General features: G+C 38.9%; 15 protein-coding genes and 1 pseudogene. All 16 read right to left on the bottom strand.

The genetic code is table 11. The annotated features are described in order from the left end of the window. A partial coding sequence (locus QME58_05565) for a rhodanese-like domain-containing protein (GenBank protein MDI6803299.1) occupies positions 1-676 on the bottom strand: 676 nt, incomplete at its 3' end. An 11-nt stretch (positions 677-687) separates the two neighbouring features. After that, entirely contained in the window at positions 688-1,761 is a 1,074-nt protein-coding gene (gene mqnC, locus QME58_05560) for a cyclic dehypoxanthinyl futalosine synthase (GenBank protein ID MDI6803298.1), read from the bottom strand. Between the two features lie 8 nt (positions 1,762-1,769). Beyond that, positions 1,770-2,576, bottom strand: coding sequence for a menaquinone biosynthesis protein (locus tag QME58_05555; GenBank protein ID MDI6803297.1), 807 nt, complete (start codon positions 2,574-2,576; stop codon positions 1,770-1,772). After that, positions 2,550-3,647: pseudogene (gene mqnE, locus QME58_05550) on the bottom strand (aminofutalosine synthase MqnE). The gene QME58_05555 and the pseudogene mqnE overlap by 27 nt, the downstream one beginning before the upstream one ends. 17 nt (positions 3,648-3,664) lie before the next feature. Next, positions 3,665-4,804: a hypothetical protein gene (locus tag QME58_05545; GenBank protein MDI6803296.1), complete on the bottom strand. Its 1,140-nt coding sequence runs from the start codon at positions 4,802-4,804 to the stop codon at positions 3,665-3,667. A gap of 30 nt (positions 4,805-4,834) precedes the next feature. Further along, the gene (locus QME58_05540; GenBank protein MDI6803295.1) at positions 4,835-5,983 is read right to left on the bottom strand and encodes a hypothetical protein; all 1,149 of its coding nucleotides are present in this window, start codon (positions 5,981-5,983) and stop codon (positions 4,835-4,837) included. A 25-nt stretch (positions 5,984-6,008) separates the two neighbouring features. Continuing rightward, positions 6,009-6,431 (bottom strand): HEPN domain-containing protein, encoded by a 423-nt coding sequence (locus tag QME58_05535; GenBank protein ID MDI6803294.1) that lies wholly within the window; start codon positions 6,429-6,431, stop codon positions 6,009-6,011. Beyond that, the gene (locus QME58_05530) at positions 6,406-6,735 is read right to left on the bottom strand and encodes a nucleotidyltransferase domain-containing protein (GenBank protein ID MDI6803293.1); all 330 of its coding nucleotides are present in this window, start codon (positions 6,733-6,735) and stop codon (positions 6,406-6,408) included. The genes QME58_05535 and QME58_05530 overlap by 26 nt, the downstream gene beginning before the upstream one ends. Before the next feature lie 31 nt (positions 6,736-6,766). Further along, positions 6,767-7,180: a HEPN domain-containing protein gene (locus tag QME58_05525; protein MDI6803292.1), complete on the bottom strand. Its 414-nt coding sequence runs from the start codon at positions 7,178-7,180 to the stop codon at positions 6,767-6,769. Continuing rightward, a complete protein-coding gene (locus QME58_05520) occupies positions 7,173-7,499 on the bottom strand; it encodes a nucleotidyltransferase domain-containing protein (protein ID MDI6803291.1) in 327 nt (108 codons plus the stop codon). Before QME58_05520 ends, QME58_05525 begins: the two co-directional genes overlap by 8 nt. 95 nt (positions 7,500-7,594) lie before the next feature. Continuing rightward, positions 7,595-9,442, bottom strand: coding sequence for a UbiD family decarboxylase (locus QME58_05515; protein ID MDI6803290.1), 1,848 nt, complete (start codon positions 9,440-9,442; stop codon positions 7,595-7,597). Further along, on the bottom strand, positions 9,439-9,990 hold the full coding sequence (locus QME58_05510; protein ID MDI6803289.1) for a UbiX family flavin prenyltransferase: 552 nt from the start codon (positions 9,988-9,990) through the stop codon (positions 9,439-9,441). The genes QME58_05515 and QME58_05510 overlap by 4 nt, the downstream gene beginning before the upstream one ends. Continuing rightward, on the bottom strand, positions 9,987-10,820 hold the full coding sequence (locus QME58_05505) for a UbiA-like polyprenyltransferase (protein ID MDI6803288.1): 834 nt from the start codon (positions 10,818-10,820) through the stop codon (positions 9,987-9,989). The genes QME58_05510 and QME58_05505 overlap by 4 nt, the downstream gene beginning before the upstream one ends. Beyond that, the gene (locus tag QME58_05500) at positions 10,817-11,347 is read right to left on the bottom strand and encodes an ORF6N domain-containing protein (GenBank protein ID MDI6803287.1); all 531 of its coding nucleotides are present in this window, start codon (positions 11,345-11,347) and stop codon (positions 10,817-10,819) included. The genes QME58_05505 and QME58_05500 overlap by 4 nt, the downstream gene beginning before the upstream one ends. A 51-nt stretch (positions 11,348-11,398) precedes the next feature. Next, positions 11,399-12,943, bottom strand: a complete 1,545-nt coding sequence (guaA, locus tag QME58_05495) for a glutamine-hydrolyzing GMP synthase (protein ID MDI6803286.1) — start codon at positions 12,941-12,943, stop codon at positions 11,399-11,401. A gap of 8 nt (positions 12,944-12,951) precedes the next feature. Further along, entirely contained in the window at positions 12,952-14,595 is a 1,644-nt protein-coding gene (locus QME58_05490) for a methylmalonyl-CoA mutase family protein (GenBank protein MDI6803285.1), read from the bottom strand. Positions 14,596-14,604: the final 9 nt, after the last annotated feature.

The following is a 14,604-nucleotide window of genomic DNA, read 5'->3' as shown; positions in this document are numbered from 1 at the left end:
ACACGACGATAAAATCTATAACACTAAACTTATATTTGAATTTTTGGAACTGCCCATAAGAAACACCGCTTATTTCTTTAAATAGATCAATCTTCTCATCATCTCTATCGTCAAAATGAGTTTCGAGAATATTTCTGTACATTTCTAACATTCGTATAGTTGGCTGGGTAAAACTTGCGATTCTAATAGGTATTCCTTTGTTCAGTCGTGATATTTCAAGTCCAGAAACATAAAATGTGTCTCCTCCAACTATTGTGTTATTCCAGCGTTCGATTGGGACACCTTCTTTTTCCCAAAATTCTGTTGTATTATAATCGTTATCAAATTTATCATTCCTGCTAATAACGTAAATATTTTTATACCCCCATTTTGTTAAACAATTTAATGCTTCCAAAACGTTTTTACCTATTAGGATATAATTCTGGTTCGTGTCAGGATACGTTTTAGGAAATTCTTCTATGCGTGATATAGAAAATGACGTCGCCCCTTTAGCATGCGACTCTAAATAATCTTGATAAGAACTGACATCAATAAAAACGCCTTTCCCAGAATCAAGAAGTGCCTGGGCCGATAATGGAGATATTAATTTGCTTAATGTTATATTGGTATTTTCTTGACAATAACAAGTATAGAATTGAATTATTAATATTATGACTAATATATGTAGCTTCTTCACCTTTTCACTCCTCAATATATTTTCACAATCTCATACAGCGTCGTCCGCTGTGCTGGAATAAACCCCGCTTGCCGGATAATATCAACAACTTCTTCAGTGTTGGATTTGTTCACAAAGTTTGCAGCAGCGTGTACGTTTTCTTCTAACAGCGTCCCGCCAAAATCATCCGCACCGAAGTGAAGTGAAATCTGACCGATCTTTTTCCCTTCCGAAAACCAGGAAGATTGTATGTGCGGAAAATTATCTAAGTAAATTCTCGACAAAGCAAGTACTTGAAGATACCGAGTTGGAGACGCATAGTGTGGAATAATTTTTTCAAGCGGTGTATTCCCCGGTTTGAACGACCAAGGTATAAATGCAGTAAACCCACTTATTTCATCCTGAAGCGAGCGGACTCTTTCTAAGTGTTCAATAATTTCCTCATCCGTTTCGATATGTCCGTACATCATTGTCGCCGTTGACTTATATCCGATTTTATGTGCTTGCCGCATTACATCAATCCACTGGTCGGCGGTTTCTTTTTTATTTGAGATTTTCTTTTTAACTCTATCGGATAAAATTTCTGCACCTCCACCGGGAAGTGAACGCATTCCCGCATCCCACAACTGTTTAAGTACCTCACTTGTCGGTAAATCTGACACTTCCGACATTCCTACAATTTCAGAGACAGAAAAAAAGTGTGGATAAATTTGTGGAACTTCTCTTTTTGTCCGACGAACAAGCTCAAGATAATAATCAAACGGAAGCTTCGGATTCACCCCACCTTGCAATAGAACGGTAGTTACACCCTTCTCCGCAGATTCCTTGAACTGCTGAATGAGGTGGTCTATAGATAATGTGTACTCGCCTTCTTCTCCCGGATGGCGATAAAAGGCGCAGAAAATACAATCGACTGTGCATATGTTAGTGTAGTTTGGATTAGTATCCACAACAAACGTAACCTGAGGTTTTGGGTTTTTCCGAAAACGCACCGCTGAAGCCAACTCTCCGAGATCCAGAAGTGGAGCTTTTTGAAGAAGTTCCAAACCTTCCTCGGATGTTATCCGTTCGTTGTTTTGTATTTTATGAGATATATTCTTTAACATACTACTTACTATTTACTACCTACTGGCGTTTGCTCAAGATTAGCCACCATCTCTCTAAACACTCGAATCGCTTCACGCTCACGTTCACCGAGAACGTAATTAAATTCTTCAAGATATTCCTTTGTTTCTTTAGAAGTATAGCCAAGTGTTCTCCCATGATTCGAACCAATTACTTCTAAATTGTTCATTGCATTTGTTAACGACTCGTTTATCGAGTATTGAATTAGATTCTTTGAATCCTGAGAAAGACTTTTACTCACCGCAAAAACGGCAAAGACGAAAGGCACCTTTTGCCAAACGAACCATTCCGTTGCTAAATCGTATCTAAAATTAAATCCGGGAATACCTGACTTCATACTTTTTAAAGCCTCATCCCCGATTAATATTACGGCTGAATAATTTTGATAATCATTTGGCTTCATTCTCTCAAGAGAAGCACTAACTCCATACTTCTCTTTCAATATAACTTCCAGAAGTTTTACAGAAGTCGAAGTATCATCAATAACGCCTATAGTTTTACCGGCTAAATTCTTCCATTCATATTTAGAAAAAAGTAAAACACTCTGAACTTGATCGCGAGCTGCGATACACCAATTCATAATGTCTAAGTTTTCTTCCTGATCAAAATAATCCATCAAAGAAACAAGACCAGCAACTACAGTTCCTTGTTTGAACAACACTCCCAACCGTCGAGGAGTTACGGGTAATATTTTAAAATCCTCGCTATCGAGATAGCGATAAACTGGAACTGAATTGAGGTACGGAATTTTTCCAATTAAATTCTCACCATGAATTTTTAACGGATTATAAAACACATCGCGCTCAACAGGAATTTTACCGGCGTCCTTAATGATTTTTATTAAATTCTCTTTTGCGAGTTTCATCGGACTCAATGCGCCTGCGTCATGAGCAATGTGTTCTTCGCCGACAGTCCCATCCATGTCATCGGCGCCGAAGTTTAGCGCAACGGCTGCAACTTCTTCGGTGAGCATCACCCAGTACGCTTTGATATGAGGGAAATTATCTAACATCAATCTGGATATTGCAATCGTCTTAAGATCGTCTATTGCAGAACCATATGTATCAAGTGGTTTAATTCCGGTTTCTCCTGGTTGAAATGTAAGCGGAATAAACGTGAGAAATCCACCGGTTTCATCCTGAGCTTCCCGAAGTTTTATTAAATGAATGAGACGCTCTTCAATTGTTTCTATATGACCATAAAGCATTGTGGCATTGGTTGGGATTCCCATACGATGAGCGGTTTTATGAACATCAAGCCAAATTTTTTCTCCGACTTTTTGATTGAAGAGAAGCCGCCGAACTCGTTCTGAAAAAACTTCAGCACCGCCGCCGGGCATAGTCTTTAATCCCGCCTCCTTCATTTGACGAAGAACTTCTTCAACAGACATTTTGAATTTTTTGTGGAAGAAATCTATTTCAATAGCAGTGTAAGCTTTGACATCAGTCTCTGGAAATTTCTTATGAATGGAAGAGATGATCTCGAGGTATCTTTCCCAGGGCCAATCGGGCGGCATACCGCCAGTGATGTGGACTTCTTTAATTTCAGGAGAAAGCTTAGATAAAATTTCTTCTGTGGACATCTCATAGGCACCAGGCTCGCCCTTCTTTTTTGCAAAGTCGCAGAACTTGCACGAGAGAACACAAACATTCGTATGCTCAATTTTCTGATTGAGCACAAAGTACACAGCATCGCCGCTCTTTTGCTGCTGAACGAAGTTTGCCATCTTGCCGAGCGATATTAGATCGTCCGTCTTGAAGAGAACGAGTCCATCTTCAAGCGAGAGGCGGTTGCCGTGCTGGAGTTTTTGGAAAATGGGGATGAGTTGTTTGTCGCGAAAGTTGGGTGATATATTGAAACTAATCAATGCGAATTTTAAGGATTTTAGTTTAATTTTGACTTAATCTTTTTGTAAAGTTGTTGATATGTAAAATTGTTTGGATCCATTTCAAGTGCTTTTAAAATATACATGTGAGCAACCTTAAACTTGTTTTGAGAATTTGATAATAAGGCGTAAAAGAAGTATAAGTGGGACTGTAGTGCAGTTTCCATCTCAGGTAAATTTAAGGCCCTTTCAAATGCTATTTGTGCGTCATTTCTTAAATTCTGTTTTAATAAAATGCTTCCTTTTCGCATCCACGAGAAAGTGCTATTTGAATCTAATGCGATCGCTTTGTTAATATACAAATAAGCGCTGTCCAATTTATTCCAACCAGAATAAGTTGAAGCTATATTGCTATAGTACGTTGATTTTCCTTTTTCATCAAGAGAGTATACAACTGCTTTTTGAAGATTTTCAATTTCTAACTCAGGGATCAAAACGATACCATAATACATTGCTAAAGTATTGTAATGTTGGGCTATATCAGGCTCCAAAGCCAAGGCTTTCTTAGCATTTTCCAAAACTTTGGAGTTCCGTTCAGAAGTTGGTAAGGAGTTATCCCGTTCAAAACACCAAGCTTTACGAGAATATGCCTTAGAGGAAAATGGATCGACCTCAAGGATTTTTTCACTTAATTTTATTGCTTCATTATATAATCCTTTTTCATATTGCCTCTTAGACAAATCTTCAAGAGTTCGTGTCCAGATAACTTTCCAATTATTATCTTCGTTTATCAGGGTATAATAATAACGAACCTCTCCAGTGTCAGTCTCTGATATTACCATTCCCTCGACTTTGAATCTTTTGTAATTAGGATAATTTTTATCAACCTCAAGTTCAACCATCGACTTGACCTCGATATTTTTGCTTAATCCAGCACTATCCCTACCATAAAATCTTACAAACTCATCTTTATTTACAATTTCTCGCGACTTAGACGATATCAGGTCATATTGGACATCAAAGTTATTGGAATTCTTCAATTCAAGATACCGCTCAAGTACCTTGCTGGGATTTGTAAAATCGGTCTTATGCGAGCAAGAATACAGAGCAATAAAAAGAAGAAAACAATAAGCAATAACAATACTATTATTTAGAATTTCAGTTTTATTTCTCAAGATAGAAATCAGGATTTTTTTCATAAAATTGAGTGGTTATTTTTGTATTGTCCATTAGTAATTATCATAAATAAAATCATCAAAGTCTGACCTAGTCAATCTTCGAATATATTCAGCGAAAACGGAAGCGGTGATCTTGTTATCTGCGTTTGGATTCAAGTAAATAAAAGAACTCACATTTTCACTTTCGTTCTCTCGTTCTTCAATACACTTGTCTTCCAAGAATATTAGACCAGATAGTTTCTTAGTCAAGTCGAAAATTGTCTGATTACCAGAAAAGTTGGGGCATAGTTCTTTAAACAATGTTTTTGTGCTAATGTATTGACAAAATACCCTACGTGCGAAAGCTCTATAAAACTTCTTATTGCTATCAAGGAAATCGGTAATGATACCATTAAACCATGGGAATACGACAAATACTAAGAAGAATGGCCTACCCTTCACAAACTTTTTAGCATGAAGGAATACAATGCGATGATATTGTTCTGCAAGTTGGTGCATATTGTGGACTTGCATGGTTACGGCAATTCCTTTCCCCCATACGATCCGGTATTTCAGATTATTAATCACTTGGCTTTGAATGAAAGGGGTCTTTTTAACCTGATCGATCTTTGTTTCAAATTCCTTTAGTAGTAAGTCTCTTTTATCCTGAATATTTCTATAAGACAACGTAAGAGGGTAATCTGGTATTATCGCAATATCATCTCGCTTTAATTGCTTCCGTATTTCGTTACAAATGCCAAGCAGCATTTCCCTCACATTATCTTTAAGTGATTTCACATCGAAATAAACATCATATTCTGAGAACCATCCGTCTAAGTTCGCCGAGCCCGTTTGACCAAGCTCCACAGCAAATGTTCGATTCGGATCAATGTCCTTGTTGAGGGAAATTGGGTCTGGCGTATACTTTTTGTCTCTGTTTAAGAAGTCAAACGCCACAAGTTCTGAATAAGCGCCTTCCCAGGTATTTGTCGCTATTGCATTTACTTGTACCAAGAGATTTTTTCTATCTTTATCTTGAGCAGAGTAAATTTGATTCAGCCGCTTGAGACGTTCAGTAAAGGCGTTAGAAAACTTTTTATAGTCCCCATTATTGAGGGCACCAATGACATTATTGGTTAAACTACTTCCAGGATTGAAGGATTCAGTGTGGACACCAAATATTGATTCTATGATCTGTTTGTAATTTTGACGATCTGTCATTTGTTAAGTTTTAAATTTTTCTTTCTCATCTCCGCTTCTCCACCCATCGTTTTGCCAAACCAAGTTTTTCACGGATAAACTTTCGAATGATTTTTGCACTTTTTAAAGCGAGCATTGCATCATCCTTGTTTGCAAAATCAGATGGGTATCGGAACTGATCGATTCCTGTAATGTCATCACACGGTGTTCTAATGAACTCAAATGTTGGGTCGATTTCGAGGCAATCTTCCAACAAGGGAATCAATGAATGAGTCCGTTTATAGTTCTTCCCATGATATACGCAGAAAGCCTTCAAGTACTTCTCTACACACTGCTGAGCATGATAGCAAACTCCGTCATAGAGTCCTGGATTGTTTGCGCTCATTGCCAGTATCGCCATTCGATAATCACCTTCAGCTTTTCGTATCCATTCTTTCCACGGATCACCGCGCATAAAGGACCTTTCCATTTTCGTACGCTTCTTTTAGGAACCAATCGCCTTTAGGAATGCGTTGCTTCAAATCATCTTCGGTTCGCACAATAATATCTAAAGCGAAATGAATCGGCGTGAGCGATTTATAAATCTCATATCGCTGCTGGATTGGGCGCTTCTTAGTGTCCATCACGACAAGCAAATCCACATCGCTATTTTCATCAGCTTTTCCTTTTGCGTACGAGCCAAAGAGAATAATCTTTTGCACATCAAACTTTTCAGCAATGCGCTTCGCAATGGAGCGGATTTCTTTCATCGTTATGTGATTATTGCATTTCATAATACATGTAAGTTATTTACCGCCGCTCTTTTCATTTTGATTTCTCGAGGGGAAGCTTCTCCCTAACAAATTCCCTCACAGTGCGTGCAGTTTTTATTGCAAGTAGTGCCTCTTTCCGGTCAGCACTGTGGCCAGGGTATCGAAAATCAACACTATATGCATCAAGTCTACGCAATAACTCTCGAATGAATTCGAAGGATGAATTGACTTCTATGCAAATAGGCAGAATTAGTTTTTCTAATTGATGTTTATATTCGAATCTTTTATTTGCAGCTGTGAGAAATCCCTTTAAATACTTTTCAGTGCATTGGTGAGAGCAGAAGCACACGAGGTCATAATTTGGTTTTCTTCTATGTTTAATTAATCGATTCGCAGCTACGAAATCTGCTTCGGCTTTATCTATCCATTGTTTCGCTTCTATGGTAAGCCTCAAACCGTTACCCATAGATAACACGTCCCTTATTGACGATATCTTGTAAAAACCAATCTCTGCTACGAGATGCTGCTCTTACATCCTCTGGTTTTTTGATAACAACATCGACTGGGGATTTAAAATCTTCAAGTATAGAATATATTTGGTAGCGTAATTCATAATGTCGTTTATCGGTGTTCATTACAATAAGAAGATCAACGTCACTTCCCGCCTTCGGTTTTCCATAGGCGTAAGACCCAAAGAGAATAATTTTCTCAACATTAAACTTCTCGGCAATCCGCTTAGCGATTGCACGGATTTCTTTCATCGTTATGTGATTATTTTTTTCCATTCGTAACTAAATTTGTTCAAAAAACACGAAACTTCCAAATCACTTTCTCCAACAATCCAATACTTCAATAATCCCCGCCTGCTGACGGGCAAGCATCAATCCTTTTCCCAAATTTTTCCCCACTTCTCATCAACCAACTTCACAATTCTTTTATCCATTAAAAGGGGTTGTTGGTAACCCGGTTTCCATGTAGCATCAATACCCATAACACCGGAATATACAGGAGAAATTCCGATAAGTTTTTGTTCGGTAAAACTAACGTCGCGCTCACAATCAAAACGAGTAAAAATTCCCCAGATGTAGTTTTCTTTATCATGGATATCAACATCCTCGCTAACAACCGCAATAAATTTTATGACTGAAAGTTCTGAAAGCGATAATAATTTTTGGAGTACATCTTTACCAATAGAGTGATGTTCACCGCTTCCAGTGGATTGATGGATAACTGGAGTAATGGATGACTGGATTTTGGAATCGACTTTTATTATTAGTAGAGTGTTCTCAATCAAATTGATGTCTAATATTCGACGATCTTGCGCTATGAGCAATGAACGTAAATCTTTGAGATTAAAATCTCTCTGCTCACCGCTCTCGGCTCTTCGCTTCTTACACGCATCTATCACCATTTTACTACCTAAATTCATCTTGTAACTTGTGAAGTCGAGTGTATCAAGCGGGACTTTAGGTATCATAATGAAATCGAAATGTGGGTCAAAATTTTCTCGAATCTCCCTCAACACAGCATTCCAATCTTTCGGATAAACACCGGCTGAAACTGTTACGATGCACTTGGCCAGCGAGAGTTGTCCTTCACCCATCAAAGACATTGCCGTCTTAGCAGCTTCCTTTTCATAACGTTCTTCAATCTCTACAACGAGCAGGTTATGGAAACCTGCTTCATAGTAAGCCCAAATATTTTTTATTTCGGGGTGCATCAATCGAATGAGTGGACCGAGAATTTGTTGAGTGGCATCGCCAAGAAATTTATCTTCCATTGGTGGCTTACCAACAACTGTTCCCGGATAAATTGGATTTTTACGGTGTGTAATTGTATTCAAACGGAAGAGAGGAAACTCGGATGCGGCAGAATAATGTCCGAAGTGATCACCAAACGGTCCTTCTAATTTTGATTCTGTGAGAGAAACTTTACCTTCCAAAATAAATTCAGCATTTGCCGGAACATCTATCGAAATACTTTTACCACGAGTCATTTTCATTCTTGCGCCATGTAAGAAACCTGCAAACATAACTTCATCGATTCCTTCGGGAAGTGCTGCGACGCTTGCTAACAACATTGCAGGGTCAGTTCCGAGTGCAACAGCAACTTCAAATTCTTTCTTAAGTTTTTGAGCTTGATAATAATGAAATCCCCCGCCCTTTTGTATCTGCCAGTGCATTCCTGTAGATGAATCGTCGAACATTTGCATACGATAAATACCCACATTTCGCTTCTTCGTTAGTGGATCATAAGTGAATACCTGACCGAGAGTGATAAAACGCCCACCGTCATCGGGCCAGCATTTTTGAATTGGAAGTTGCGTAAGTTTGGGCTCACCAACAATTTCCTGTGCCATTCCACTTGATGACAACTTCGGACGTGAAGAAAATAATCTTTTCAAAATTGATTTCTGATTAAGTAAGAAATCGATTTTCGGAGGAATCGCTTGTTCTAAAAAAGAAATTAGTTTCTCCCCAAGTTCTTCGGGATGGATCCCGAGGGCAAGTTCAATTCTTCTTTCATTTGCAAGTATATTCATCGCCAGCGGATATTTGGAACCTTTCGGATTCTCGAACAATAAGGCAGGCTTGTTTTGTTTGAGCGCGCGGATAGCGATTTCAGTTGATTCTAACTCAGGATCAATTTCAGTCTTTATCCGATGAAGTTCCCCGATAGATTCCAGATATTTTAGAAATTCGCCGAGTGCCGGGAAGCTGTGCTTCATTCTAACTCCTCAGACCGCCAACCTTTTGATTCACGAACCCCGATTACTGAAAGAAGTTTTTCAACGAACGCAGTGATGTATTCATCGACTGTTTTGGGTTTGAAATACATTGGCGGAGATATCGGCATGATGATTGCGCCCGATTGCGAGAGGCGTGTGCACTGGTCCAATGTGATTGTGGATAGAGGTGTTTCGCGAATGCATAATATCAATTTATGTCTTTCTTTTAAAGCAACCTGCGACATTCGAGTAATTAATGAGTCGCCAATACCTGAAGCTATTCTCCCGAGTGTGGATGTAGAACATGGAAGTATAACAACCGCATCAATTTTATTCGTTCCTGACGACAAAGGTGCCGATAGATCATCGTCGGAGAATTGTTTTGTAAAATATGGCTTTAATTTTTTCTCGTTGATTCCAAGTTCATCCTTCAGCAAAATTTTTCCCCACTTGCTTATGACTAAATATTTATTAGCATCGCATTGTTTTAAAAATTCATAAGCAAAGACAGCACCGGATGAACCGGTTATTCCGACAGCTATTTTCATAAAGAAATACCTTTCATTAAAACCATAGCGAGAACAACAAAACCAATTACCGCATTGATCTTGAAAAATGCTAATTCGACATCTGAGGATTTTTTCTGTTCAAGATATAGCAAGATTCCTGATAACAAAAGAAATGGCAAAGCCCAAAGATTATTTATTGATACCAGAAAAAGTAAAATCAAAGTTCCGAAAGCCAATATATGAAGGGCAGACGAGATAATTAATGCTTTCTTAGAACCAAATCTTGACGGAAAAGAAAACAATCCGGCTTCTTTATCGAATTTCTCGTCGAGAGTTGAATAAATTACATCAAACCCTGTTGCCCACAAAAGTGTGAATAAGGAGATCAACGCACCAGGGAATATATTTTCTAAACTTCCTTTAACCGCAAACCAACCGCCAAGCGGCGCCATCGACAATCCCAAACCGACTCCAAAGTGAGCGAGAGCCGTGAACCGTTTTGAGTAAGGATAAACGACGAAGATGATAAGTGGAATTGGTGAGAGAATAAAACAGAACCACGAAATGAAATAAGCAGCACCAAAATACAACACCGCTCCAACAAACAAAACTCCTGCGGCTTCGCTTAATGACATTCTGCCTGCAGGTATCTCTCGATTATTTGTTCGTAAATTTCTTCTGTCAATCTCGGCATCTATGATCCGGTTTAGAGTCATGGCGATTGTACGCGCACCCGTAGCTGCAACAAGTACGAGTACTAGCAACTGAACCTGCGGTATTGTTTCGGCTGCTAAAAATACTCCGGCGTAAATAAGAGGAAGCGAGAAAAGTGTGTGTTCTATTTTTATAAAATGGAAATATTTTTTCATCTTTTAGATTTTTTCTTTTTAATTTTGTAAACCACTTTGGGTTCTCCAACCCTAAAACCAATATCCCGTTTTGGCATTTGTGGCGGTTGCATCAGTTGTCGTAGTGTATCAAAGACCACCTTGAACTGAGCATCATATTTTTGTTCCATCTCAAATATTTTTCTTGCAAGCTCTTTATCGGACGCCAAGATATTTCGCAATTTGACGAAGGCACGCATTATTTCAATATTTACGCTTATTGCATTCTCACTCTTCAGAACAGATGATAACATCGCAATACCCTGTTCTGTAAATGCGTACGGTAAGTAACGCCTACCTCCTCTCCCTATGTTTGAGGTCGCAAATTGCGACCTCAAATCTTCGTACTCCTCCGTAGTTAATTCAAACATAAAGTCAGATGGAAATCTTTTATAATTGCGCCGAACCTGCTCCTTCAATCTCTTAGTTGAAACACGATAAAGGTTCGCCAGTTGAAAATCAAGTATCACTTTTTGAGACCGAATAAATAATATTTTTCGTTCTATCATTTTTTTCCCAATTAATAATTTCACAAATACTCTCCTTTCCAGTTTACTTTACTATTCCCACTCAATCGTTGCGGGTGGTTTAGAGCTTATATCATAGACAACCCGGTTCACACCCGCTACCTCATTAATAATCCGATTCGAAATATTTTCTAAAATATCGGCTGGCATTCTAAACCAATCAGCAGTCATCCCATCAACACTTGTAACAGCGCGCAAAGCTATTACATTTTCATATGTTCGTTCGTCGCCCATTACTCCGACTGTTTGAACAGGTAATAAAACTGCAAATGCTTGCCATATTAATTCGTAAAGTTGTGCATTCTTCAATTCTTCTATAAAAATATAATCTGCCAGCCGCAATATTTCTAATTTATCCTTTGTAATTTCACCGATAATTCGGACTGCCAAGCCAGGACCCGGAAAAGGGTGGCGATAAATTAAATCGTGAGGCAAGCCGAGTTCTCTTCCGACCGCACGCACTTCATCTTTGAATAATTCGCGCAGCGGCTCAATCAACTTGAGCTTCATTTTTTCAGGAAGCCCGCCTACATTGTGGTGTGTTTTGATAATTGTTGAAGGACCATTGAACGATTGGGATTCGATAACGTCAGGATACAAGGTGCCTTGAGCCAAGAAATCGACATCGCCAAGCTTCCTTGCCTCTTCTTCAAATATTTCGATGAAAGTGTGTCCAATAATTTTTCTCTTCAATTCAGGATCCTCAACCCCTTCTAATCTCTCAAGAAATATTTTTGAAGCATTGATATAATCTAAATTTATTTTGTATTCATCTTTGAATCTTCTAACGACTTCTTCGCTTTCATTTTTCCGCATTAGTCCGTTATCAATATGAAAACAAAATAAAGTATTCCCGATTGCTTTATGCATCATAACAGCAAGCACCGACGAATCGACACCGCCGCTTAATGCACAAATGACTTTGCCACTTCCTACTACATTGCGAATCTCCACGGTTTTTTGTTTTATAAAAGACTCAGTACTCCAATCTGATTTGCACCCACATATTCGGAGAACGAAATTTCTTAGTATATCTATCCCTTTGTCTGTGTGTATTACTTCGGGATGAAATTGAACACCATATATTTCCCGGCTTTCGTTCCGGATTGCACAAATAGGTGAGTTGTTTGTATGAGCAATCTTTTCGAAACCCGACGGAAGTTTTGTTAATGCATCACCATGACTCATCCACACATTAGTTTGGTTTCCAAAATTAAAAAACAAGTCGTTGGTATCGTCAATAAACAATAGAGCTTTACCATATTCCCGTTTGGCAGATCGGTCAACCTCGCCTCCAAGTTGATGCGCGATAAGTTGTAAGCCATAGCAAATACCAAGTATAGGTATGTTCAATTTGTAAATATCGGCAGAAGGGATAGGAGCGTTTTTTTGATAAACATTAGAAGGCCCTCCTGAAAATATTATGCATTTCGGAGCGATTTCCTTGATTTTTGAGATAGAAATATTATAAGGATGAATTTCAGAATAGACACCGATTTCACGCACACGGCGTGCAATTAGTTGAGTGTACTGCGACCCAAAATCGAGCACTATAACAGTTTCATTCCGTTGCATCATACCTCATATTAAAGTTCTTTATATTCGCCCCACGTTTCTCGAAGCGTCTGCGATATTTCACCGATGGTTGCATAACATTCAACAGCATCAAGTAGATGTGGTAACAAATTTTCGTTCGATAGAGCAACTTCTTTAAGTTTTTTTATCGCTAAGTCGACTGTTTTACTATTTCTTTTTTGTCGTAATTCTTTCAGTTTCATAAGTTGTTTATCGCGTACGCTGTGATCGATTTTTAAGAGATCTGGTTTGATTGTTTCTTTTGAAACAAATTCATTCACTCCAACAATAACTTTGTTTTTACTTTCAATTTCTTTTTGATATTTATAGGCACTGTTCGCGATTTCGTTTTGATAAAATTTATTTTCGATTGCCTTTACAGCACCACCCATTGCGTCGATTTTTATGATATAGTCTGTTGCAAGTTTCTCAATTTCATTCGTGATATTCTCGATATAGAACGAACCGCCGACAGGGTCGATTGTATCGGCACATCCGCTTTCGTAAGCGATAATTTGTTGTGTGCGAAGGGCGAGCCGCACCGATTCTTCAGTTGGCAACGCAAGTGCTTCGTCGCGGCTATTAGTATGCAGCGACTGGCAGCCGCCTAACACCGCGGCTAGTGCCTGAAGCGTTACTCTGACAACATTATTTTCGATTTGCTGCGCTGTTAAGGTTGAACCGGCTGTTTGAGCGTGAAAGCGAAGTTTCATCGACTCAGGATTTTTTGCTCCAAACCTTTCACGCATAATCTTTGCCCATAAACGCCTTGCTGCACGAAACTTTGCTACTTCTTCAAACAAGTTATTATGCGCATTAAAGAAGAAAGATAATTGCGAACCAAACAAATCGACATCAAGCCCAGCATCCACCGCCGCCTGAACATAAGCGATGCCGTTTGCTAAAGTGAAAGCGACCTCTTGCACTGCATTCGATCCGGCCTCACGGATATGATAGCCACTGATTGAAATGGTGTTCCACTTGGGTAAATTTTTGTTGCACCAACTGAAAGTATCTGTAACCAATCGCATCGAAGGTTGTGGTGGATAAATGTAAGTCCCGCGTGCGATGTATTCTTTCAGAATGTCGTTTTGAATTGTTCCGGAAATTTTAGATAAATCGGCACCCTGTTTTTTTGCTATTGCAGCATACATACATAGTAAAATCGCCGCAGTGGCATTAATTGTCATTGATGTTGAAACGCGCTGAAGTTCAATCCCCTCGAACAGTCGTTCCATATCTTCGAGCGAATCTATTGCAACGCCGACTTTGCCAACCTCGCCTTCAGCAATCGGGTGGTCGGAATCGTATCCGATTTGTGTAGGCAAGTCAAATGCAACAGATAATCCTGTAGTACCGTGGTCAAGTAAATAGCGATAGCGTTTGTTTGATTCTTCAGCCGTTGCGAAGCCGGCATACTGCCGCATAGTCCAGAACCTACCGCGATACATATTCGGATAAACTCCGCGTGTGAACGGGTATTCTCCCGGAAAACCGAGTTCGTTGAGATAATCCGCTTCTTTGAAGTATATACGTTCTATTTCTACCTTTGAGTCAGTAGAAAATATTTCTTTTCTTTCCTTAGATTTATTAAGAACAGACTTTAATGTTTCGTTTTCCCACTGATCGAATCGGTTTCCAATATCATCTGACATAATGCATTC

The sequence above is a fragment of the Bacteroidota bacterium genome, assembly GCA_030017895.1.
Lineage (GTDB): Bacteria > Bacteroidota > Ignavibacteria > UBA10030 > BY39 > JASEGV01.
The sequence above is the reverse complement of the archived record's forward strand: the minus strand, read 5'-3'. Positions and strand labels throughout refer to the sequence as shown.

Coding starts and splice junctions, on each gene's coding strand:
- QME58_05530 (MDI6803293.1), bottom strand. CDS start 6,735: ATGAAATGCAATAATCACATAACGATGAAAGAAATCCGCTCCATTGCG.
- QME58_05535 (MDI6803294.1), bottom strand. CDS start 6,431: ATGGAAAGGTCCTTTATGCGCGGTGATCCGTGGAAAGAATGGATACGA.
- QME58_05540 (MDI6803295.1), bottom strand. CDS start 5,983: ATGACAGATCGTCAAAATTACAAACAGATCATAGAATCAATATTTGGT.
- QME58_05510 (MDI6803289.1), bottom strand. CDS start 9,990: ATGAAAATAGCTGTCGGAATAACCGGTTCATCCGGTGCTGTCTTTGCT.
- QME58_05545 (MDI6803296.1), bottom strand. CDS start 4,804: ATGAAAAAAATCCTGATTTCTATCTTGAGAAATAAAACTGAAATTCTA.
- QME58_05525 (MDI6803292.1), bottom strand. CDS start 7,180: ATGGGTAACGGTTTGAGGCTTACCATAGAAGCGAAACAATGGATAGAT.
- QME58_05505 (MDI6803288.1), bottom strand. CDS start 10,820: ATGAAAAAATATTTCCATTTTATAAAAATAGAACACACACTTTTCTCG.
- QME58_05500 (MDI6803287.1), bottom strand. CDS start 11,347: ATGATAGAACGAAAAATATTATTTATTCGGTCTCAAAAAGTGATACTT.
- QME58_05515 (MDI6803290.1), bottom strand. CDS start 9,442: ATGAAGCACAGCTTCCCGGCACTCGGCGAATTTCTAAAATATCTGGAA.
- guaA (MDI6803286.1), bottom strand. CDS start 12,943: ATGATGCAACGGAATGAAACTGTTATAGTGCTCGATTTTGGGTCGCAG.
- mqnC (MDI6803298.1), bottom strand. CDS start 1,761: ATGTTAAAGAATATATCTCATAAAATACAAAACAACGAACGGATAACA.
- QME58_05490 (MDI6803285.1), bottom strand. CDS start 14,595: ATGTCAGATGATATTGGAAACCGATTCGATCAGTGGGAAAACGAAACA.
- QME58_05520 (MDI6803291.1), bottom strand. CDS start 7,499: ATGGAAAAAAATAATCACATAACGATGAAAGAAATCCGTGCAATCGCT.